Origin of the sequence: Streptomyces sp. NPDC051207 (assembly GCF_040682395.1) — a bacterium.
Classification (GTDB): domain Bacteria; phylum Actinomycetota; class Actinomycetes; order Streptomycetales; family Streptomycetaceae; genus Streptomyces.
Map to the genome: position 1 here is coordinate 240,050 of NZ_JBFBAX010000005.1, position 22,381 is coordinate 262,430.

Genomic DNA, 22,381 nt, shown 5'->3' on the forward strand with positions numbered 1-22,381 from the left:
CGGGCCGCCCACCTCGTACGTCCGGGCGGCGCCCGCGGACCGGTCAGGGATACTGGAAGGCGCTGAAACGCAACAGGGAAAGGCCACAGACGTGACTGAGATCGAGATCGGGCGCGGCAAGCGCGGCCGCCGGGCGTACGCCTTCGACGACATCGCCGTCGTCCCCAGCCGCCGTACGCGGGACCCGAAGGAGGTCTCGATCGCCTGGCAGATCGACGCCTACCGCTTCGAGCTGCCGTTCCTGGCCGCCCCCATGGACTCGGTCGTCTCCCCGGCCACCGCGATCCGCATCGGCGAGCTCGGCGGCCTCGGCGTGCTGAACCTCGAGGGCCTGTGGACGCGGTACGAGGACCCGCAGCCGCTGCTGGACGAGATCGCCGGGCTGCCCGTCGAGGCCGCCACCCGCCGCCTCCAGGAGATCTACGCCGCTCCGATCAAGGAGGAGCTGATCGGGCAGCGGATCAAGGAGGTGCGCGACTCGGGCGTGGTCACCGCGGCGGCGCTCTCCCCGCAGCGCACGGCGCAGTTCTCCAAGGCCGTCGTGGACGCGGGCGTGGACATCTTCGTCATCCGCGGCACCACGGTGTCGGCGGAGCACGTCTCCTCCTCGCACGAGCCGCTCAACCTGAAGCAGTTCATCTACGAGCTCGACGTCCCGGTGATCGTCGGCGGCTGCGCCACGTACACGGCGGCCCTGCACCTGATGCGCACCGGCGCGGCGGGCGTCCTGGTCGGCTTCGGCGGCGGCGCCGCGCACACCACGCGCAACGTCCTGGGCATCCAGGTGCCGATGGCGACGGCGGTGGCCGACGTGGCGGCGGCCCGGCGTGACTACATGGACGAGTCCGGCGGCCGGTACGTGCACGTGATCGCGGACGGCGGTGTCGGCTGGTCCGGCGACCTGCCCAAGGCGATCGCCTGCGGCGCCGACGCGGTGATGATGGGCTCCCCGCTCGCCCGCGCGACGGACGGCCCGGGCAAGGGCCACCACTGGGGCATGGAGGCGGTCAACGAGGAACTGCCGCGCGGCAAGAAGGTCGACCTGGGCACGGTCGGCACGCTGGAGGAGATCCTCACCGGCCCCTCCCACACCCCGGACGGCTCGATGAACCTCTTCGGTGCCCTGCGCCGTGCCATGGCCACGACCGGCTACAGCGAGCTGAAGGAGTTCCAGCGGGTCGAGGTGACGGTGGCGGACGCACAGCACAAGCGGTGAGCTGACGCTGCGCCCCGCTCGAGTGGGAAGGGCCTGGACCAGGGGGTGGTCCGGGCCCTTTTGCGTGGCTTGGGGGCGTGCGGCACGGGGAGGGGGGCGCACCCGTGGGGCGTCACCGCAAGCCCACTCGTTCTGGAGCCTGCCGCAGTGGCCTCAGCGGTGGGCTCCGCCTGGTTCAACGGCACCGGTGCCGGATGTCCCGTGCCGGCGGCTCCCGGAGCGCGCCGAGTGGCGGGCGCCCCCTCACAGCCGGTGCGCCGCCCCCGTGGGTGTGGCCCCCCGCGTGTCCAGGAGGAGCTGCGCCTTCACCGACAGGCCCTGCAGGTCGTACGTGCGGTGCTGCTGGAGCAGGATCGTCAGGTCGGCGTCGGCTGCCGCCTCGTAGAGGGAGTCGGCGCGCGGGACCGGGCGGTCCAGAATGTGCCAGGACGGGACGTGCGGGTCGTGGTAGCTCACCTGCGCGCCGAGTTCCATCAGGCGGATCGCGATCTCCTGGGCCGGGGTGGCCTGCTGGTCGGCGAGGTCCGCCTTGTAGGTGACGCCGAGGAGCAGCACGCGCGCGCCGCGGGCCGACTTGCCGTGCTCGTTGAGGAGGGCGGCGGCGCGCTGCACGACGTACCGGGGCATCTGGTGGTTGACCTGCTGGGCCAGCTCGACCATGCGCAGGGTGCGTACGGCGTGTCCGGCGAGGTCCTGGGGCACGGCGTGGCCGCCGACGCCGGGTCCGGGGCGGAACGCCTGGAAGCCGAACGGCTTGGTCTCGGCGCAGCGGATGACGTCCCACAGGTCGACGCCGAGGTCGTGGCAGAGCACGGCCATCTCGTTGACCAGGGCGATGTTGACATGCCGGAAGTTGGTTTCCAGGAGCTGCACGGTCTCGGCCTCGCGTGGTCCACGCGCGCGTACCACCTTGTCGGTGAGCCGGCCGTAGAACGCGGCGGCCGACTCCGTGCACGCGGGCGTGAGGCCCCCGATGACCTTGGGCGTGTTGCCGGGCGTGAAGTCGCGGTTGCCGGGGTCGACGCGGCTGGGGGAGTAGGCGAGGTGGAAGTCGCGGCCGGCGCACAGCCCGGAGCCCTCTTCCAGGAGACCCCGCAGGAAGTCCTCGGTGGTGCCGGGGGGCACGGGGGACTCCAGGATCACCGTGGTGTGCGGACGCAGGCGGCCCGCGAGGGTGCGGGCGGCGGTCTCCACCTGGCCGAGGTCGAGCCCCCCGTCCGCGCCACGCGGCGTGGGCGCGCAGATGACGGCGGTGCGGACGCGGCCCAGCTCGGCCGGGCCCGCCGCGGTGCGGAAGCCGCCCGCGAGCATCCTGCGCAGCTCGGCGGGGCTGAGCGAGCCGGACTCGGGACCGGTCCGGTAGCCGAGCGTGGGGATGCCGGCGGCGACGGCGGCCTGGGCCAGGGGCAGGCCGTACGGGCCGAGTCCGATGACGGCGAGATCTGCGGGCATGACGTGGGCCGTCCTTCCCAGTAACCGAAGCGGGACAGGTGCGCAAGCCCTGTGGACTGGTCGAGCGAGCGCAATGTCAGACTAGGGGTAAATATGACCGGTATGCGGGATTGGTCGGTCGAGTCTCGTCGGATGTTTCTGTGAGCGTTGTCCACAGGGCGGGGGCGAGTGGTGGCTGAAGTTGGGCAAGGCGGTCAGAATTTGGGCATGGGGGGTTCGAACCGGGCTTCGCCCGACGGGTGCGGCCTACGCGACTGACGAGCGGGAGGCAGCGGTGAGGACAGCGACACTGGGACCGGCGCAGCGCGCCGAGTCACTCGCGGCCATGGCCGAGCGCGAGCTGGACGTGCTGGTCGTGGGCGCAGGTGTGGTGGGCGCGGGCACCGCCCTCGACGCCGTGACCCGCGGCCTGTCCACGGGACTGGTCGAGGCACGCGACTGGGCGTCGGGCACCTCCAGCCGGTCCAGCAAGCTCATCCACGGAGGCCTGCGCTATCTGGAGATGCTCGACTTCGCGCTCGTACGGGAGGCGCTGAAGGAGCGCGGCCTGCTCCTGGAGCGGCTCGCCCCGCACCTGGTCAAACCGGTGCCGTTCCTCTACCCGCTGGAGCACCGCGGCTGGGAGCGACTGTACGCCGGGTCGGGCGTCGCGCTCTACGACGCCATGTCGATGGCCCGCGGGCACGGGCGGGGCCTGCCCGTGCACCGGCACCTGAGCCGCCGTCACGCCCTGCGCGTGGCCCCCTGCTTGAAGAAGGACGCGCTGGTCGGGGCCCTGCAGTACTACGACGCCCAGATGGACGACGCGCGTTACGTGGCGACACTGGTGCGCACGGCCGCGGCGTACGGCGCGAAGGTCGCCAACCGCGCGCGCGTGACCGGATTCCTGCGCGAGGGCGGGCGGGTCGTCGGCGCGCGCGTGCAGGACGTCGAGGCGGGCGGCGAGTACGAGATCCGCGCCAAGCAGATCGTCAACGCCACGGGCGTGTGGACCGACGACACGCAGGCGATGGTCGGGGAGCGGGGCCAGTTCCACGTCCGCGCCTCCAAGGGCATCCACCTGGTCGTCCCCCGGGACCGCATCAGCTCCTCCACCGGGCTGATCCTGCGCACCGAGAAGTCCGTGCTGTTCGTCATCCCGTGGGGCCGGCACTGGATCATCGGCACCACCGACACCGACTGGGACCTCGACAAGGCGCACCCGGCCGCGTCCAGCGCGGACATCGACTACCTGCTGGAGCACGTGAACTCGGTCCTGGCGGTGCCGCTCACCCGGGACGACGTCCAGGGGGTGTACGCGGGCCTGCGGCCGCTGCTCGCCGGCGAGTCCGACGCCACCAGCAAGCTGTCCCGCGAGCACACCGTGGCGCACCCCGCGCCGGGCCTGGTCGTCGTCGCGGGCGGCAAGTACACGACGTACCGGGTGATGGCCAAGGACGCGGTGGACGAGGCCGTGCACGGGCTGGACATGCGCGTCGCCGAATGCGTCACCGAGGACGTCCCGCTGCTCGGCGCCGAGGGATACCCGGCGCTGTGGAACGCGCGAGCGCGGACAGCGGCCCGCACCGGACTCCACGTGGTGCGCGTGGAACACCTGCTGAACCGGTACGGATCGCTGATCGAGGAACTCCTCGACCTCATCGCCGAGGACCCCTCCCTGGGCGAGCCGCTGCCGGCGGCCGACGACTATCTGCGCGCCGAGATCGTCTACGCCGCCTCGCACGAGGGCGCCCGCCACCTGGACGACGTGCTGACCCGGCGCACCCGCATCTCGATCGAGACCTTCGACCGGGGCACGCGCACCGCCCGCGAGGCCGCGGAACTGATGGCGCCGGTGCTGGGCTGGGACAAGGACCAGATCGAGCGCGAGGTCCGGCACTACGAGAAGCGGGTGGAGGCCGAGCGGGAGTCCCAGCGCCAGCCGGACGACCTGACGGCGGACGCGGCACGGCTGGGGGCGCCGGACATAGTGCCGCTGTGAGAGGCGGGTCGGGGCCGGGCCGCAGCGGGGCCGCGGGCGGCGGCCTGTCACGGCAGGGGGTCACGGTAGCGGGTGCGGTCCCGGTAGCGGGTGCGGTCCCGGCAGCGGAGGCGGTCCCGGTCCCGGTAACGGGTCCGGTGCCGGTCCTGGTAACGGGTGCGGTCCCGGCAGCGGATTTCGGTGAGGGGCGCCCGACGTGGCACGTCCGGAGGGGCGCCGGACGGCAACGAGGTCCGCGCACCGCCGTCCGAAGTCACCCGATCGAGCGGCGAGAATGGGGATCTGCGTTCGAGGCCCGTTCGTTCCACTGATGGCGAGGACAGAACTCGGCCGCGAGCAGGCGGAGTTCGAGACCGGGTTCCGCGATCGCCGTCGTGTTCACCCGGAAGGTGAGGACATGACGCCCGTCGACGGTGGCCGCGGTGCGCACGTAGCTGCCGGAGATGCGCCCGTTGTGCCCCCACACCGTGACCCCGCACGGCAGCTTCACGGGGAACAGCCCCATGCCGTACGAGCCGTGTGCGGCACGGGTGTCGAGCATCTCGCGCAGCCGGCGCGGGGGCAGCAGTTCGCCGCGCAGCAGGGCCGAGTAGAAGCGGCCCAGGTCGGCGAGCGTCGTGACGATCTCACCCGCGGCACCCGCCACCCGCGGGTCGAGATCGGTGACGTCGGTCCCGTCCGCGGCGTAGGCGCGGCCGTGCGGGGCGGGCAGTGAGGTGCGGGAACCGGGAAAGGAGGTGCCGGTCAGACCCAGCGGAGCGATGAGGCGGTGTTCGGCCTCGGCGGCGTACGAGCGGCCGGTGACCCGCTCGATGACGAGACCGAGCAGGACGTAGTTGGTGTTCGAGTACGCGTAGCGGCCGGGGGAGGCCGGAGGGTGGGTGAGTGCGATGCGTATGGCCTGATGGGGCGTGACCGGGGCGCTGCCGCTGGAGTCGGCGGTGAAGTCGTACAGGCCGCTGGTGTGGTTGAGCAGGGCGCGCAGGGTCAGCGCGCGGCCGTCGTTGCCCGCTCCGCGCACCAGGCCCGGCAGGTGCCGCTCCACCGTGTCGGACAGCGACAGGCGCCGCTCGGCCGCCAGCTGGAGGACCACGACCGCGATGAAGGTCTTCGTGATGCTGCCGGCGCGGAAGTGGTGGGCGCGGGAGACACCCGGCCCGGACTGGGCGTAGCGGCTGCCGCTTTCCGACACGGCGAGCAGGGCGGCGGCGGGCGCTTTGCCCCGCGTCACCAGCAGCGGAAGGACCGTCTTCGGGGACGGGGCGGTGAGCGCCGACGTGCCGGACGGGGCCAGGGCGAGCAGCAGTGCGGCCACGGGGAGGGCCAGTAGCGTCCGAAGCGTCTGCATCACGGTCCTCCCTTGTCGCGGCCCCATGATGCAGATCGCGGAAGGGAGGGTTCCGTCCGGGTCCCGGCCGTACGGGAGTGAACCGGCCGTCAGAGGCACCCTGAGCGCCCGGCACTTGCCGGGTGAGAGACAATGAAGTCTCTGTCAGGGCGGGTTGCATGAGGGGACGCATGTCGGAGGCGGAGCGGGCGGGGACATCCCGTCAGGACAAGAGCGCACGTCTCCTCGCCGGGCGGTACCGGCTGGGAGATGTGCTCGGCCGCGGTGGCATGGGGACGGTGTGGCGTGCCGAGGACGAGACTCTGGGACGGACGGTCGCCGTCAAGGAGCTGCGGTTCCCGTCGAGCATCGACGAGGAGGAGAAGCGGCGCCTGATCACACGGACGCTGCGCGAGGCCAAGGCCATCGCGCGGATCCGCAACAGCAGCGCCGTCACGGTCTTCGACGTCGTCCAGGAGGACGACCGGCCGTGGATCGTGATGGAGCTGGTCGAGGGCAAGTCGCTCGCCGAGGTCATCCGGGAGGACGGCGTGCTGGAGCCGAAGCGCGCCGCCGAGGTGGGCCTCGCCGTCCTGGACGTCCTGCGGTCCGCGCACCGTGAGGGCATCCTGCACCGCGACGTGAAACCGTCGAACGTGCTGATCGCCGAGGACGGCCGGGTCGTGCTCACCGACTTCGGCATCGCGCAGGTCGAGGGCGACCCGTCCATCACCTCGACCGGCATGCTCGTCGGCGCGCCCTCCTACATCTCCCCGGAGCGCGCCCGCGGGCACAATCCGGGGCCGGCGGCCGACCTGTGGTCGCTCGGCGGGCTGCTGTACGCGGCGGTGGAGGGCACGCCGCCGTACGACAAGGGGTCCGCGATCGCGACGCTCACGGCCGTGATGACCGAGCCGCTGGAGGAGCCGAAGAACGCGGGGCCGCTGAGGGACGTCATCTACGGTCTGCTCACCAAGGACCCGGCCAAGCGGCTCGACGACACGGGTGCGCGGGCGATGCTCACCGCGGTCATCAACGGGCCCGCGGTGAGCCGGTCCGAGCTGGCCGCGACCAAGGTCGTGCCGCTGCCCGAGCAGCCCGACCGGCGCGGAGGGAGCGGGGACCCGGCGGGGTCCGGGAGCCGCCGCGGTGAGGACGCCGCCGAGCGGCTGCGCGGTGCGCTGCGGTCGGTGCGCAGGGCCGCCGGCGCGGGCGCCGCGGCCGCCGCGGCGGACGGCAAGTCCTCGGGCGGCGCGGCCGGTTCGCCGTCCGAGGCCCCGGGTGAGGCCGTCGGCGGAATGGGCGAGACGCGGGCGTCCGGTGCGCCGGCCGGTGCCGGCGCGTCCGCCGGTGGGGTCAACGCCGCCTCCGAGGGGCGGAGTTCGGGGTGGCCCGTGATGTCGCCGCCGGATCTGCCGGCCAGGCCCGCGCCGAAGGCGTCGCTCACCGACGTGGTGCCGCGGCGGACGCTGATCGCCATCGCGGTGGTCGTGGTGCTCGCCGTGCTGGGCACCGTACTCACGCTCACCCTCGGTGACGGTGACGCCTCCGGCGGGGCGAAGGGCGGTGGCAAGCCGGCCGCCAGCGCGGCGCAGAGCGGTGACACCGAGGAGGGCAGGGACAAGGAGGGCGGTGCCCGGGAGGACGGGGACGCCAAGGAGTCCGCGAGCCCAGGCTCGACGAGTGGGTCGAAGGGCGGTGCGACGGGCTCGGGGTCGCCCAGTGCCGGGGCCAGCCGGTCGGCCGGGGCGGGAGGCTCGTCCGGCGGTGCCGCGCCGGCGGTCTCGACGCACGAGAGCCGTCAGGGGTACGCGATCGGGCTGCCGGAGGGCTGGAGGTTCCAGTCCAGCAGTGCGGCCGGGGACCGGTTCACCGGGCCGCGCGGGCAGCGGCTGCTCGTCGCCTGGACGTCCACGCCGAAGGACGACCCGGTCGCGGACTGGCGGAACCAGGAGCGGTACATGGTCCGCGAGCAGTACCAGAGGATCCGCATAGCGAAGGTGGACTACCGCGACTGGAACGCGGCCGACTGGGAGTTCACCTATGTGGAGGGCGGCACCAAGTACCGGACGATCGACCGGGGTTTCGTCGTCAACGGGCAACTCGGGTACGCGCTGATGTACACGGCGAAGGCCGCGAACTGGGACGGTGATCTGCGCGCGGGCACCTGGCGGACGCTGACGAAGACGTTTGAACCCGCATCGTGAGGTGAACGGTCCCGGTTTGGAAGCGTGAGATGTGGCATCCGCTCTTTGCGGGTTGCCTCCGGCACGTATCGTGAATGGCTGCGGACCGTACGCATCCAGAACGGGACGCGGGGCGAACGAATTCGACCGACCGGACCGGACCGACCGGCCAGCCGGGGGAGGCAACGTGGACGACTACGCGGGTCGGGTGCTCGCCGACCGCTACCGCCTGCCGCTGCCGCCGTCCGACGAGTACGAACTGACCGAGTCCCGGGCCTTCGACACCTACAGCGGGCAGGAAGTCCTCGTCAGACAGGTGCCGTTGCCGGAGGTCGTCGAGGCCGAGGTGCTCGACGCGGAAGGCCTGCCCGACGGTTTCACCGCGCGCGACGGCGCGGCCCGGCGCCCCGGCGCGCGCCCCGGGCCGCGGCGGCCCGCCGACCCGGTCGTGCGGCGTGCCGTGGAGGCGGCGCAGGCCGCGGCCCGCATACCCGACCATCCGCGGCTCGACCAGGTCTTCGACGTGTTCGCCGAGGGCGGTTCGCTGTGGATCGTCAGTGAGCTGGTGGCCGCGCGGCCCTTGGCGGCGCTGCTCGCCGAGAAGCCGCTGACCCCGTACCGGGCGGCCGAGATCGCCTCCGACATCCTGATGGCGCTGCGGGTGCTGCACGGCCACGGCTGGGTGCACCGGAACCTCACCGCGCGCACGGTGCTGGTCTGCGACGACGGCCGCGTGATGCTGACCGGCCTGGCGGCCGGGGCGGCCGAGGAAGCGCTGTGCGGCTACGACCCGGTGCCGCACGACCCGGACGAGGAGACCCGCGGCGGCGCGGCGGACACCGCCGAGCTGCCGAGACCCGCGGGGACGGTCGCCGGGGCCGTCGATCCCGAGGCCGCGCGGCGGGCCGCCATCGAGGCGCGTTCGGCCCGTGGGCTGCCGGCCGCCGGGGTGGAGGCGGCCGGTGCCGGTCCGGCCGGGCTGTCCCGCACTCCCGTCGATCCCACCGCCGAGATCCGGGCGGCGCGGGCCGGGGCGATCGCGGCGTACCGCGCGGGGGCGCGGGCGGCGGCCCGCATCCACGAGGCGCAGAACGGCCGGACGGCCCTGCCCGGCACTCGTCCGGCCTCCGACACCACGACTCCCGGCGCGGGCCGCCCGGCCCTCGACGGCCCGGTACCCCCGGGCGCCTCCTCGCCGCTGCCCGGTACCTCCTCGCCGTACCTGCCGTCGGGGCAGGCGGGCGCGGACCTCTCCGCGCGGGCCGGGGTGCCCGCGGCCGAGGGCGGTGCGTCGGCCCGCTGGGACGACCTGGTCGCCGGGGCGCCCGCCCCCCGCCGTGGGCCCGCCACCGCGTTGGCCGCCGAGCGGGCGCGGCAGGCGCGGATGGCCGTGGTCGGGCCGGTGACCGAGCGGTGGGCGCCCGAGCAGGCCGGGCCCGTGCACGAGAACTGGCAGCTGGCCGCGCCCATCGGCCCCGCGACCGACCTGTGGGCGCTCGGCGCGCTGCTCTTCCGCGCCGTTCAGGGGCATGCGCCCTACCCGGAGGACTCGACGGCCGAGCTGGTGCAGTTGGTGTGCGCCGAGCCGCCCGCGTACGCGGAGGAGTGCGGTCCGCTGCGGCCGGTCGTGGAGTCGCTGCTGCGGCAGGACCCCACCGAGCGGATCGACTTCGAGGAACTGGGCGGCTGGCTGCGGTCGCTGGTGCGTTCGGCGCCCGAGCCGGAGGCCGGTCTGCACGTCATCGCCGCGCCGCCCGTCGACACCCGCCGGCTGCCGGTCGTACGCCGGCGCGGCGAGCTGGTGCGCAGGCGGCGCGCCGGGCTGCCGGTGCATCAAGGGCGGCACAAGCGGGCCAGGCAGGAGCAGGGATCGCCGCGCAACCTGGGCCGCATGCTGCTGGTGCTGATACTGCTCGCGGTCGCCGGGGCGATCGCGTACGCCGTGCTGTTCATGCCGAAGTCGGGAGCCACGGGCGGGGACGGCACCGACCGTGCCGGTTCCGCGGGCCAGGTCGGCCAGGCGCCCGAGCAGTCCCCGGACACCGGCGGTGAGCCGGGCTCCGACCGGACGCCGGCAGGACCGGACGACGACCCGTCGGACGGGGCGGCCGAGACGCAGACCACCGACGGCCCCGACGTCGCCGACGGCTTCACCCTGCGCAAGGACCCGGAGGGCTTCCGCGTCGCCGTGGCCGAGGGCTGGGAGCGCACCGCTGTCAACGGCCGCGGCCAAGTCGTCTACGCGCACGGTGCGTTCCAGCTCATCGTCGTGCCGGGCCGGGACAGCGCGGACGAGTACGGCAGCGACCCGATGGCGTACCAGCGGGAGGACGAGCGGGAGTTGCAGCCGTTCCGGGACTCCAGCTGGGCCACGTCGACCGGGCTGAAGACCATCGAGGTGGGCGGACGGTCCATGGCCGAGGGGCAGTTCACCTGGACCGGGGACGACGGGCGTGAACTGTACGTGCGCAACCTGGCGATGCTGGTCGACGGGCGCTACCACGTGGTGCAGGTGCGCGGCCCCGAGGCGGAACGGGACGAAGTGACGCGGCTGTTCGAGCAGGCGTCGGCGACGTACCAGGTCACGGGCTGAGCCGCCGCCGTTCGTCACGGGGAGCGACAACCGTCACAGTGCGGTCACCTTGGTGTCGCCCCGGTTCCCCGGGTGCGGGCCGGTCCCTACGCTGGCCCTGTCAAAAGCATTGCGGGGAAACGTGAATCAGACGCAGGGCCTGCTCCTCGCGGGCCGCTACCGGCTCGGCAGCGCCATCGGCAGCGGTGGCACGGGCCGGGTGTGGCGCGCCCACGACGAGGTGCTGAACCGGTCCGTCGCCGTCAAGGAACTGACCGCCGCCCTCTACGTCTCCGAGAGCGAGCGGGGCATCCTGTTGGCCCGCACCCGGGCCGAGGCGCGGGCCGCCGCGCGCATCAACCACTCGGCCGTCGTCACCGTCCACGACGTGCTCGAACACGACGGCCGGCCGTGGATCGTGATGGAGCTGGTCGAGGGCCGTTCGCTGGCCGACGCCGTCCGGGACGAGGGCGGCGTGGAGCCGCGCGAGGCGGCCCGCATCGGCCTGTGGGTGCTGCGCGCCCTGCGCGCCGCGCACACCGCCGGTGTCCTGCACCGTGACGTGAAACCCGGCAACGTCCTCCTCGGGCACGACGGACGGGTCCTGCTCACCGACTTCGGCATCGCCCAGATCGACGGCGACACCACGATCACCCGGACCGGCGAGGTGGTCGGCTCGGTCGACTTCCTGCCGCCCGAGCGGGTGCGCGGCCACGACCCGGGGCCCGCCTCCGACCTGTGGGCGCTCGGCGCGACGCTCTACGCGGCGGTGGAGGGCAGGTCGCCGTTCCGGCGCACCTCACCGCTGAGCACCATGCAGGCGGTCGTGGACGACGAACCGGCCGAGGCGCACCGCGCCGGGCCGCTCGCGCCCGTCATCACGGCCCTGCTGCGCAAGGATCCGGCCACCCGTCCCGACGCGTCGGCCACCGAGCGGATGCTCGCCGAGGCGGCGCAGGGGCGGCGCCCGGACGCGGCTCAGGCGCATGTGCCGACGCAGTACGGCGGCGACCCCCGCACGGCCCCGGCGGCCCCGGTGGCCGGGGCGGCCGGGGTGTCCGGGGCGTCGTACGGGCCCTCGTACGGGTCTGCCGCCGGTGCCACGTACGGGGCGGGTACAGGTGCCGCGTACGGCCCGGGCACCGGCGCCGCGTACGGGGCCGGAGCGGGCGCGTCGTACGGGACGGTGGCGGGGACGGGGCACGGGACGGCGGTCGGCGCGTCGTACGGGGCGGGGACCGGTCCCACCCGTGTCGGGCCGCCGGGCGCGCCGGGGCACGGGCGGACCGTCGGGGCCACGCCGGGGCGCCGTCGGCTGCGTACCGCGGCCCTGGTGATCGTCCTCGCCGCACTGTTCGGCGGCGGCACCGCCGTGGTGCTGCGGCAGTGGGACGGGGGCCGCGGGACGGGCAGCGAGGCGGCCCAGTCGCCGACTCCCAGCCTCAGCCCGAGCCGCCCCAGCCCCAGTGCCAGCCCCAGCGTCGGCGCCACCAGGTCGCCGCGCCCCGAAGGCGGCGTACCGGCCTCCTGGGTCCGCCGCGACGACCCCGCGGGATTCAGCCTCTACCTGCCCGAGGACTGGAAGCGCGAGGTCTTCGACACGCAGGGCGGCATCCGGCAGATCGACTACACCCCGGACGGAGGCGAGCACTTCCTGCGCATCGCCGTGGACGCCTCGCCGGACTTCGCCGACCCGTACGCCCACCAGCTCGACCTGGAACAGCAGGTGCAGCGGCTCGTCGACTACCGGCGCGTGACCCTCCACAAGAACGTCTACCGCGACCGCCCCGGCTCCCTGTGGGAGTACACCTGGACCGCGCAGGCCAAGGACACGCCCTTCCCGGGGCCGCGCCGCGCGATCGAGGAGACGTACGTCGCCCGGGACGGAACCGAGTACGCGCTCTACCTGTCCGCGCCCGCCGGGGACTGGCCGACGGCCCGCAGGCAGTTCACGTCGGTTCTCCAGGGCTGGCAGCCGGGAACGTCCTGAGCAGTGCCGCAACGGCGTTCGGGGCGGCGTCGGTTGTCGGCCACCTGCGCTTCGGCGCCCGAAGGGGGGTGCGTCCGTTGGGGCATGATGGGCTCATGGGGACCGAGGGGGCCGGCGCCCGGATCGTCGCGGGACGGTACCGGCTTGAGGCGAAGCTCGGACGCGGCGGCATGGGCGTGGTGTGGCGGGCCACCGACGAGTTGCTCGGCCGGCGTGTCGCCGTCAAGGAGCTCCCGTTCGACGACACGCTCACCGCGGAGGAGGCCCGGCGCCAGCGCGACCGTACGCTGCGCGAGGCCCGGGCGGTCGCCCAGTTGCACCATCCGCACATCGTCGTCGTGCACGACGTCGTGGAGGACGACGAACGGCCCTACATCGTCATGGAGCTGATCGACGGCTCCACGCTCGCCGACCGCGTCGCCGAGCGCGGCCCGGTCGACGCCGCCGAGGCCGCGCGCATCGGCATCGCCCTGCTGAGCGCGTTGCGCACCGCGCACGAGGCCGGTGTGCTGCACCGCGACCTCAAACCGGCGAACGTCCTGCTGGAGGACGGCACCGACCGGGTCGTCCTGTCCGACTTCGGCATCGCCCAGGTGCCGGGCGCCACGACGCTCACCGAGAGCGGCTCCTTCGTCGGCTCGCCCGAGTACACGCCGCCGGAGCGGATAGCCGGGGTCAGCACCGGGCCCGCGTCCGACCTGTGGTCGCTGGGGGTGCTGCTGTGCGCGGCCATGAGCGGGGAGTCGCCGTTCCACCGCGACTCGCTGGGCGGCGTGCTGCACGCCGTGGTGTCGGGCGAGATCAGCCCGCCCGCGCAGGCCGGGCCGCTCCTGCCCGTGGTGCGGGGCCTGCTGGAGCGCGATCCGCAGCGGCGGCTGGAGGCGGTGCAGGCCGAGTGGATGCTGCGGGTGTTCCGGGAGACGGGCCGCATGCCCGCGCTCCCGGCCGACGGCACCCGCTCCCGGACGCCGCGCGGGACGCGGGAGCGGCGGCGTCCCCGGCGGGGCGTGCTGATCGCCGCGCTGCTGATCGCGGCGACGGCCGGGGCGGGCCTGTCCGCGGCGGCGCTGCTGATACACCTCGACGGCGCCGGGGGTGCCACGCCGACCAGCCCGGCGCCGGGCACCACGACCCGGACCGCCACGCCGACGGCCACGCCGACGGCCACGGTGACGGTGACGCGCACCACGTCGCCGGTCAGCCCCGGCGGGCGATGACCTGAGCCCCGTATGCCGGTGCGCGGTGACGGCCGGAGCCGTGTGCGCCCGTGCCCGGTGGCCGGCGACGACCTGAGCCCCGTACGCCCTCCCTGCCCCGCGTACGCGCATAAACGGGAGATAAGCCCCAGGTCGCGTCACGACTCCGTGACCGCACGCCGCCGCAGGTGGATGCGGCGGCACCCGGCGCGATATGGATGGAGCCATGAACCACCACGGGGGAGCCCACCACGGGCCCGACGAGCCCACGAGTTTCGGGCTGCAACCGCCGAACCCGCAGGCGGCGGTGCCGCTCCCGGACAACCCGTACGCGGCGCCCACCCACGTCGTCCCGCCCCGCCCGGAGCCCGCGCCCGACCCCGGAGCCGGACGGCTGATCGGCGGTCGCTACCGGCTGCTGGCGAAGCTCGGCCACGGCGGCATGGGCACCGTGTGGCGGGCCAAGGACGAGACCGTGGACCGTGAGGTCGCCGTCAAGGAGCCGCGCGTCCCGGACCACCTTCCGGAACGCGAACGCGCCAACGCCTTCGAGCGGATGCGCCGCGAGGCACGGGCCGCGGCGCGGCTCGACCACCCGGCCGTGGTCAACGTGCACGACGTGGCCGTGGTGGAGGGCCGGCCGTGGATCGTGATGGAGCTGGTGCAGGGCCGCTCCCTGGGCGACGTGCTCAAGGAGGGCACGCTGAGCGCGCGCGAGGCGGCCCGGATCGGCCTGGAGGTCCTCGGCGCGCTGGAGGCGGCGCACGCGGCGGGCATCCTGCACCGGGACGTGAAACCGGACAACGTGATGCTCGGCCGCCACGACCGGGTCGTCCTCACCGACTTCGGCATCGCCCAGATCGAGGGAGAGACGAACCTGACGGACACCGGCGGCTTCGTCGGCTCGCCCGAGTACATCGCGCCCGAGCGGGTGCTCGGCCAGCGCCCGGGCCCCGCCTCGGACCTGTGGTCCCTCGGCGTCGTGCTGTACGCGGCGACGGAGGGCGTCTCCCCGTTCCGCCGCAGCAACACGCCGGCCACGCTCCAGTCGGTACTCAACGCCACGCCCGCGCCGCCCGCCGCCGCGCAGGGCCCGCTCGGCGAGGCCATCACCGGCCTGCTGCAGAAGGACCCGGCCCGCCGCCCCGGCGCGGCCCGGGTCCGGGCCCTGCTGGAGGCCGCGGCGAACCCGCCCGCCCCCGCGCCCACCCGGTTCGTCACGGCCCCCGGCCCCGGTGGCGCGGCGGCCCCCGGCCCCGGTGGTGCGCCCGGACCCGGCGTTCGCGTCGGCCGCAGGACGTCGGCCGTCCTCGGTGCCGTGGTCGTCGCCGCGGCGGTGGCGGCGTACCTGGTGATCGGGGACCCGTTCGCGGGGCCCCTGCCGGACGACTGGAAGTACAAGCAGGAGAAGGCCCTCGGCGCGACCCTGGCCGTGCCCTCTCCCTATGTGCGGCAGGTGCCCGAGGACCCGGACGACGGCCACTGGGTCAGGTACACCGACCCGAGCGGCAGCCTCTGGATCGGCCTGGCCCTGGACAAGAAGTCCGAGGACACCACGGGCGGCATCGCGGAGTCGGCCGCCGCGGAGATGTACGAGGACGAGGCCGCCTTCAAGGACCGGGGCGACTACCGGCTCGACATGCCCGAGGACCCCAGGACGGTCACTCAGGAGACCACGTACAAGGGGAAGAAGGCCGCTCGAAGCACGGTCGAGTACGAGACGGACGACAACGAGAATCCGCTTCCCCGCACGCTGGAGATCTTCTACTACAAGGACTCCGGCGGGAACATGTACAAGCTGACCATCAGCTACCCGGGCAGGGGCGACTTCACCAAGCGGGGCCGCGAGGTGGCGAGTACGGCCATCGAGAACCTGGACATCGACAGGCTCTGAGCCCGGCGGGGCGCGAGGGCGCGCGTCGACAAGCGGGCGGCCCGCGGGGTACTGATGGGGCATGAGCTACGACGGGGACGGCGCGGGCGTCCAGGGGCGGCTGGCGGGGGCGGGCGTCCCGGGGCGGCTGGTGGCCGGGCGTTACCGGCTGGCCGAGCGGATCGGCTCCGGCGTCCTGGGCACCGTGTGGCGGGCCCGCGACGAACTCGCCGGACGTGAAGTCGCCGTCAAGGAGCCCCGGTTGCCCGGCGATCCGGAGGACGAGGCCCACCGGCGCGCCGCGCACCGGCTGTACCGCGAGGCCCGCGCCGCCGCCCGGGTCGACCACCCGGCGGCCGTCATCATCGACGACGTGGTCGTGGAGGACGGGGACGGGCCGGACGGGCTGCCGTGGATCGTCATGGAGCTGGTGCCCGGCGAGTCCCTGCACGAGGTGCTGCGCGGCGGCCCGGTCGGCGCCCGGGAGGCCGCCCGCATCGGCCTCGCCGTCCTCGGTGCCCTGCGCGCGGCGCACGCCGTCGGCATCGTCCACCGGGACGTGAAACCGGCCAATGTGCTGCTCGGACCCGACCGCCGGGTCGTCCTGACCGACTTCGGCATCGCCCACGCGCACGGCGAGGAATCCCCCACGGCGGCCGGGGAGTTCGCGGGGGCGCTGGAGTACGTGGCGCCCGAGCGCGTGTCCGGCCGGATCGCGGGCCCGGCCTCCGACCTGTGGTCCCTGGGCGCCCTGCTGTACGCCGCCGTCGAGGGCGCGTCCCCGTTCCTGCGCGCGTCCCCCGAGGCCACGCTCGCCGCGATCCTCGCCTGCGACCCGCCCGAGCCGAAGGGCGCGGGACCGCTCGGGCCGCTGATAGGGCGCCTCTTGGCGCGAGACCCCGGTGAGCGGCCGGACCCGGAGGAGGTCGGCGAGACCCTGCAGGCGGTCGCCGGGCCGGGGGCGGGCAACGATGCCCCGGTGACGGAACCCCAGGAGCCTGCCCCGCGGGAGGCATGGGAGGACGGCGGGCAGGCCGGGACCGTCGGCGCGCCCGTCCCCGTGTCCCGCCGCCGTCGCCTGCTGCGTACCGCGCCCTTCGCCTTCCTCGGCGGTCTGCTGCTCCTGGCCGGCCTGTGGTCCGCCGCCCTCTTCGCCGGTCCCGGCAGCGGAACCGCCGCCGAGCGCACGCCGGCCGGACCCGGCCCCGGCAGCGGAACCGCCGCCGAGCGGACGCCGGCCGGACCCGCCCCCGGCAGGGGCGCGTGGACCGCGCACCGGGCCGAGGGCCTGCACGCCACGCTCTTGCTGCCGAGCCCCTACCGCGCGTCCGGCACCGAGGGCAGCACCACCGACCAGCCCCGGGTCGCGCTCTACGACGACGAGCGCGGCGGCGCCGTACGGGTCCGCCTCTCCCTGTGGGACCGCGCGCCCCGCACCCCGCTGGAGCAGGCCCGCGAGGCGCACCGCACCTGGGACCGCCGTGACGGCGAGGCGCGGACCCGGTACACCCGCACCCGCGTCCGGGGCCACGAGGCGGTCATCGCCGACACGGCCTGCGGCCCGGACACCCGCCCCCGGCGCATCATGCAGGCGATGATCCGCACCGGCGACGGCCGCCTGTACGAGCTGCGCGTCGACATGCCCCGGGGCACCGAGGCGGAGAAGGAGGGCACGGCGGTGTTCCACGGCGCCCGTGACCGGGTCGAGTTCGCAAGCGACTGATTTCCGACCGAACAACGCCCTGATCAGCGCGTTTGTTGCCAGCGAACACTGGCGTCATGTGAGCGGACCGTGAATCCCTGTTACCGACGGGTACACAAAGCGGGCGGTCCCGCATACTCTGCCGCCCATGACGGACGCGCAGGCCCTCGAGAAGACCGGCACGACGAACCCCCTCGCCCCCGCCCCGGCGGGCGCCCGCACCGCCGCCGACGTGGTGACGCCCGAGCTGGTCGCCCAGCTCGTCAAGGGCGTGGCCGGATCGGGCACCACCGCCAACCACACGCCGTTCACCGGGGAGAAGCTGGCCGACCTGCCCGAGTCGTCCCCCGAGGACGTGGCGCGGGCCTTCGACGCGGCCCGTGCCGCGCAGGCCGTCTGGGCGCGGGTCCCGGTGCGGCAGCGCGCCGCCGTCCTGCTGCGCTTCCACGACCTGCTGCTGGAGCGCCAGGCCGAGGTGCTCGACCTCATCCAGCTGGAGACCGGCAAGGCCCGCCTGCACGCCCACGAGGAGGTCCAGGCCGTCGCGGTCGCCGCCCGGCACTACGGCCGCAGGGCCCCCGCCTACCTGCGGCCCAAGCGGCACGCCGGTGCCCTGCCGGCCCTCACCAAGGTCACCGAGCTGCGCCACCCGCGCGGCGTCGTCGGCCAGATCGCGCCCTGGAACTACCCGCTGGAGCTGTCCGTGGGCGACGCGCTCCCGGCGTTCGTCGCGGGCAACGCGGTCGTCATGAAGCCCGACACCGAGACCTGCCTGACCGCCCTGTGGGCCCGTGACCTGCTCGTCGAGGCGGGGCTGCCCGCCGAGGTGTTCCAGGTCGTCATCGGCGACGGTCCGGTCGTCGGCCCCGAGGTCGTCGCGCACGCCGACTACGTGTCCTTCACCGGCTCCACCCGCACCGGCCGCGAGGTCGCCCGGCGCGCCGCCGCCCGCCTGGTCGGCGTCTGCCTCGAACTCGGCGGCAAGAACGCCATGCTGGTGCTGGAGGACGCCGACATCGACAAGGCCGCGGCCGGTGCCGTGCGCGCCTGCTTCTCCTCCGCCGGGCAGCTGTGCATCTCCATCGAGCGGCTGCTGGTCCACGAGTCCGTCGCCGACGCCTTCCTGGAGCGCTTCGCCGCCCGCACCAGGGCCATGCGGCTCGGCACCTCCCTGACCTACGGCGCCGACATGGGCTCCCTCGTCGGCGAACGCCAGCTGGAGACCGTCACGCGGCACGTCGAGGACGCCGTCGCCCGGGGTGCGAGGATCGTCGCCGGGGGCGTCGCCCGCCCGGACATCGGCCCGTACTTCTTCGAGCCGACCATCCTCGACGGCGTCGAGGAGCCCATGGCCGTGTGCGCGGAGGAGACCTTCGGCCCCGTGGTGTCCGTCTACCGCTTCCGCACCGAGGACGAGGCGGTCGAGCGCGCCAACTCCACGCCGTACGGCCTGAACTCCTCGGTGTGGACCAAGGACGCCCGGCGCGGCCACGAGATCGCCGCCCGGCTGCGCACCGGCACCGTCAACATCAACGAGGGCTACGCGCCCGCCTACGGCAGCGTCCAGTCGCCGATGGGCGGCATGAAGGACTCCGGCCTCGGCCGCCGGCACGGCTCCGAGGGCATCCTCAAGTTCACGGAGGCCCAGACCGTCGCCCACCAGCGGCTGCTGCCGATGGCCCCGTCGCTCGGCATGGACGACGAGAAGTACGCGGCGTTCATGAGCGCCGGCCTGCGCCTGATGAAGGCGTTCCGTTTCCGCTAGGTCCCGGCCCGTCGAGCCACCCCGGGCGGTTCTCAACGAGGAGAGCACGTGTCACAGGAGATGTATGACTACGACGTCGTCGTCGTGGGCTCCGGCTTCGGCGGTTCCGTCACCGCCCTGCGCCTGACGGAGAAGGGCTACCGGGTGGGGGTGCTGGAGGCGGGCCGCCGCTTCACCCGCGAGACGCTCCCGAAGAACTCCTGGGACCTGAAGAACTACCTGTGGGCCCCCAAGCTCGGCATGTACGGCATCCAGCGCATCCACCTGCTGGGCAACGTCATGGTCCTGGCGGGCGCGGGCGTCGGCGGCGGCTCGCTCAACTACGCCAACACCCTCTACGTACCGCCGAAGCCCTTCTTCGAGGATGCGCAGTGGCGGGACATCACCGACTGGGAGGAGGAGCTGCGGCCGTACTACGACCAGGCGCGGCGCATGCTCGGCGTGCGGCTCAACCCGACCATGACGCCGTCCGACGTGCATCTGAAGGCGGCGGCCGAGCGGATGGGCTGCGGCGACACCTTCCACATGGCGCCGGTCGGCGTGTTCTTCGGCGACGGCGAGGACGCCGGGAGGGCCGTGCGCGCCAAGCCCGGCGAGGAGGTGCCCGACCCGTACTTCGGCGGCGCGGGACCCTCCCGCCGCGCCTGCAACGAGTGCGGCGAGTGCATGACCGGCTGCCGGCGCGGCGCGAAGAACACCCTCAACGAGAACTACCTGTACCTCGCCGAGAAGGCCGGCGCGGTCGTCCACCCCATGACGACGGTGGTGTCGGTCACGGAGGACGCGCGCGGCGGATACGCCGTCGCCACGCTCCCCACCAGTCGGCGGCGCAAGGGCAGGGACAAGGACGGGGGCCGCGTCTTCACGGCCCGGCAGGTCGTGCTGGCCGCCGGCACCTACGGCACGCAGACCCTGCTGCACCGCATGAAGTCCAGCGGCCTGCTGCCGCGCGTGTCCGACCGGCTGGGCGAACTGACCCGCACCAACTCCGAGGCGCTGGTGGGCGCCCAGACCGACGACCGGCGCTACCGGAAGGTGACGGGCGAGCCGAAGGTCGACTTCACCAAGGGCGTCGCCATCACCTCCTCGATCCACCCCGACGCGAACACCCACATCGAGCCGGTCCGCTACGGCAAGGGCTCCAACTCGATGGGCAGCCTGTCGATCCTCCAGGTGCCCTACGCGCCCAGCGGCAGGGGCTCCGCGCGGGTCCTGGGCTGGCTGGCCCACGCGGCCCGGCACCCGATGCTGGTCCTGCGCTCGCTGTCCAACCGCCGCTGGTCGGAGCGGACCATCATCGGCCTGGTGATGCAGTCGCTGGACAACTCGGTGACGACGTACCTGAAGCCGAAGGGCGTCGGCAAGGGCCTGCTCACGTCCCGGCAGGGGCACGGCTCGCCCAACCCGAAGCAGATCAGGGCGGCCACGGAGGGCGCCTCCGCGCTGGCGGCCGAGATCAACGGCTTCGCGGGCTCCAACGTCGGCGAACTGATGGGCACCCCGCTGACCGCCCACTTCCTGGGCGGCTGCCCCATCGGCGCGTCCCGCGAGAGCGGTGTCATCGACCCCTACCACCGGCTGTGGGGCCACCCGGGCATCTCCGTCGTCGACGGCTCGGCCGTCTCGGCGAACCTCGGCGTGAACCCGTCCCTGACGATCACGGCCCAGGCCGAGCGGGCCATGTCGTTCTGGCCGAACAAGGGCGAGGCGGACCCGCGCCCCGCGCAGGGAGCGGCGTACGAGCGTCTGACGCCGGTGGAGCCGAAGTCGCCGGTGGTCCCGGCCACGGCGTTCGCCGCGCTGCGCCTGCCGTTCGTGGGGATACCCGCGGTGCCGCCGAAGAAGGAACCGGCGGCACCGCGGCAGCAGTAGCGCCCCCGGGATCTCCGGGAAGCGGAAGGGACCTGCGCCCCCCTCCGAGCGCAGGTCCCTTCCGTACTTCTGGGTACGTCCGTCGCGTGTTACGCGACGGTCCCGGCGTTGCGGCGCCGCACGACGAAGACCGCGCCGGCACCGGCGACGACCGCGACGCCGCCGACGAGGCCGATCACGGGAAGCGCGGAGCTGGAGCCGGTCTCGGCGAGGCTGCCGGTGACCTCGGGCGTGTTGCCGCCGGGCTTCTTGTCGGTGACGGGCGCCTTGCCGCCTTCCTGCGGCTCGGTGCCGTCGGTGTCCGTGCCGGCGGCCACGATCTGGAAGCGGTACGCCACGTCGCCGAAGCCGACGCACTCGTTGTCGGCGTCGCCGTAGATCGTCGCGCCGAGCGTGAAGCCCGCGCCGACCGGGGCGCTCGCCTTGACGTTCAGGCGCATCGGGATGTTGACGACGTAGTCGGGCTCCAGGACGTCGGTGTAACCGACGTAACCGACCGCGTAGCCCTCCTCGTCCAGGTCGACCCAGGTCTCGTTGTCCGGGTCCCAGGCCTGGAGCTGGACCTGCTTGCTGCGGAACAGGTCGGCGCCGTCCCGGTCGGCGGAGGCGCCGGCGAAGAAGTCCAGGTCCTCCAGGGTGGAGTCCGAGGAGTTGAGGACGTTCAGCGAGAACTTGTGCCAGCCGCTGCCCGCGGCGACCTTGCCCGGCAGGCCCGTGATGCTGACGTCGACCTGGGAGTCCTCGCAGATCGACGGCTCCGGGTCCGGGGTCTCCGACTCGCTCGCGGACGCCGACGGGGCCGGCGAGGTGGCGGAGGCGCTGGCGGACGGGCTCGCGCTCGGCGACGAGGACCCGGTGGCGGGCGGGGTCGTGGAGGTGCCGGCCTCCGGCTCCTTGCCCTCGTCGGTACCCGTGCCGGCCGACTCCGTCGAGGACGGCGTGGGGCTGGCCGAGGTGGTGTCGTCGGCCGTGGCGGAGGCGGAGGTGCTGGCCGTGGTGTCGGGCTCGTCGGTCGCGTACGCGGCGGGCGCCACGAGGAGCGCCACCGGGGCGATCACCGCAGTCGCAGCCGCTGCTGCCATGGCGCGGCGAAGCTTCATGAGGACCTCAGGATTCCGGCGTACTGCGGCAAGGCAGTACGAGTGTTGGGTGGAGGCCAGCCGCGTCGGCGCGTGGCCCGTGGTGTCGAGAGGTCTGATCAACGAAGCCCGGGAATGGTTGTCCTACTCCTCACATCATCTTTATGTGA

The 22,381-nt window shown here is 74.0% G+C and carries 13 protein-coding genes; 10 read left to right on the forward strand and 3 right to left on the reverse strand.

Annotated features, from left to right (window positions below; translation table 11 throughout):
• Positions 1 to 91 precede the first annotated feature (91 nt).
• Positions 92 to 1,216, forward strand: a complete 1,125-nt coding sequence (locus tag AB0M97_RS08015; RefSeq protein ID WP_365959880.1) for a GuaB3 family IMP dehydrogenase-related protein — start codon at positions 92 to 94, stop codon at positions 1,214 to 1,216.
• Between the two features lie 243 nt (positions 1,217 to 1,459).
• Here AB0M97_RS08015 and AB0M97_RS08020 read toward each other — a convergent pair whose 3' ends face one another.
• A complete protein-coding gene (locus AB0M97_RS08020) occupies positions 1,460 to 2,668 on the reverse strand; it encodes a nucleotide sugar dehydrogenase (RefSeq protein WP_365959881.1) in 1,209 nt (402 codons plus the stop codon).
• Positions 2,669 to 2,942: 274 nt separating this feature from the next.
• On the opposite strand from AB0M97_RS08020, the gene AB0M97_RS08025 reads away from it, so the two are divergent.
• Entirely contained in the window at positions 2,943 to 4,649 is a 1,707-nt protein-coding gene (locus AB0M97_RS08025; RefSeq protein ID WP_365959882.1) for a glycerol-3-phosphate dehydrogenase/oxidase, read from the forward strand.
• Positions 4,650 to 4,902: 253 nt separating this feature from the next.
• Here AB0M97_RS08025 and AB0M97_RS08030 read toward each other — a convergent pair whose 3' ends face one another.
• On the reverse strand, positions 4,903 to 5,997 hold the full coding sequence (locus tag AB0M97_RS08030) for a serine hydrolase domain-containing protein (RefSeq protein WP_365959883.1): 1,095 nt from the start codon (positions 5,995 to 5,997) through the stop codon (positions 4,903 to 4,905).
• A gap of 170 nt (positions 5,998 to 6,167) precedes the next feature.
• Here AB0M97_RS08030 and AB0M97_RS08035 point away from each other — a divergent pair, with 170 nt between their 5' ends.
• From AB0M97_RS08035 to AB0M97_RS08070, 8 genes are all read left to right on the forward strand, one after another.
• Positions 6,168 to 8,183, forward strand: a complete 2,016-nt coding sequence (locus AB0M97_RS08035) for a serine/threonine-protein kinase (protein WP_365959925.1) — start codon at positions 6,168 to 6,170, stop codon at positions 8,181 to 8,183.
• Positions 8,184 to 8,349: 166 nt separating this feature from the next.
• A complete protein-coding gene (locus AB0M97_RS08040) occupies positions 8,350 to 10,755 on the forward strand; it encodes a protein kinase (protein WP_365959884.1) in 2,406 nt (801 codons plus the stop codon).
• Between the two features lie 121 nt (positions 10,756 to 10,876).
• A complete protein-coding gene (locus AB0M97_RS08045) occupies positions 10,877 to 12,724 on the forward strand; it encodes a serine/threonine-protein kinase (protein ID WP_365959885.1) in 1,848 nt (615 codons plus the stop codon).
• A 95-nt stretch (positions 12,725 to 12,819) separates the two neighbouring features.
• Complete coding sequence (locus AB0M97_RS08050) at positions 12,820 to 13,941, forward strand: serine/threonine-protein kinase (RefSeq protein WP_365959886.1); 1,122 nt, start codon at positions 12,820 to 12,822, stop codon at positions 13,939 to 13,941.
• Positions 13,942 to 14,146: 205 nt separating this feature from the next.
• Entirely contained in the window at positions 14,147 to 15,814 is a 1,668-nt protein-coding gene (locus tag AB0M97_RS08055; protein WP_365959887.1) for a serine/threonine-protein kinase, read from the forward strand.
• A 61-nt stretch (positions 15,815 to 15,875) separates the two neighbouring features.
• Positions 15,876 to 17,516, forward strand: a complete 1,641-nt coding sequence (locus AB0M97_RS08060; protein ID WP_365959888.1) for a serine/threonine-protein kinase — start codon at positions 15,876 to 15,878, stop codon at positions 17,514 to 17,516.
• Between the two features lie 127 nt (positions 17,517 to 17,643).
• On the forward strand, positions 17,644 to 19,260 hold the full coding sequence (locus AB0M97_RS08065; RefSeq protein ID WP_365959889.1) for a succinic semialdehyde dehydrogenase: 1,617 nt from the start codon (positions 17,644 to 17,646) through the stop codon (positions 19,258 to 19,260).
• Between the two features lie 60 nt (positions 19,261 to 19,320).
• Positions 19,321 to 21,132, forward strand: a complete 1,812-nt coding sequence (locus AB0M97_RS08070) for a GMC family oxidoreductase (protein ID WP_365959926.1) — start codon at positions 19,321 to 19,323, stop codon at positions 21,130 to 21,132.
• 89 nt (positions 21,133 to 21,221) lie between these two features.
• On the opposite strand, the gene AB0M97_RS08075 is transcribed toward AB0M97_RS08070, so the two are convergent.
• A complete protein-coding gene (locus AB0M97_RS08075; RefSeq protein ID WP_365959890.1) occupies positions 21,222 to 22,214 on the reverse strand; it encodes an LAETG motif-containing sortase-dependent surface protein in 993 nt (330 codons plus the stop codon).
• Positions 22,215 to 22,381: the final 167 nt, after the last annotated feature.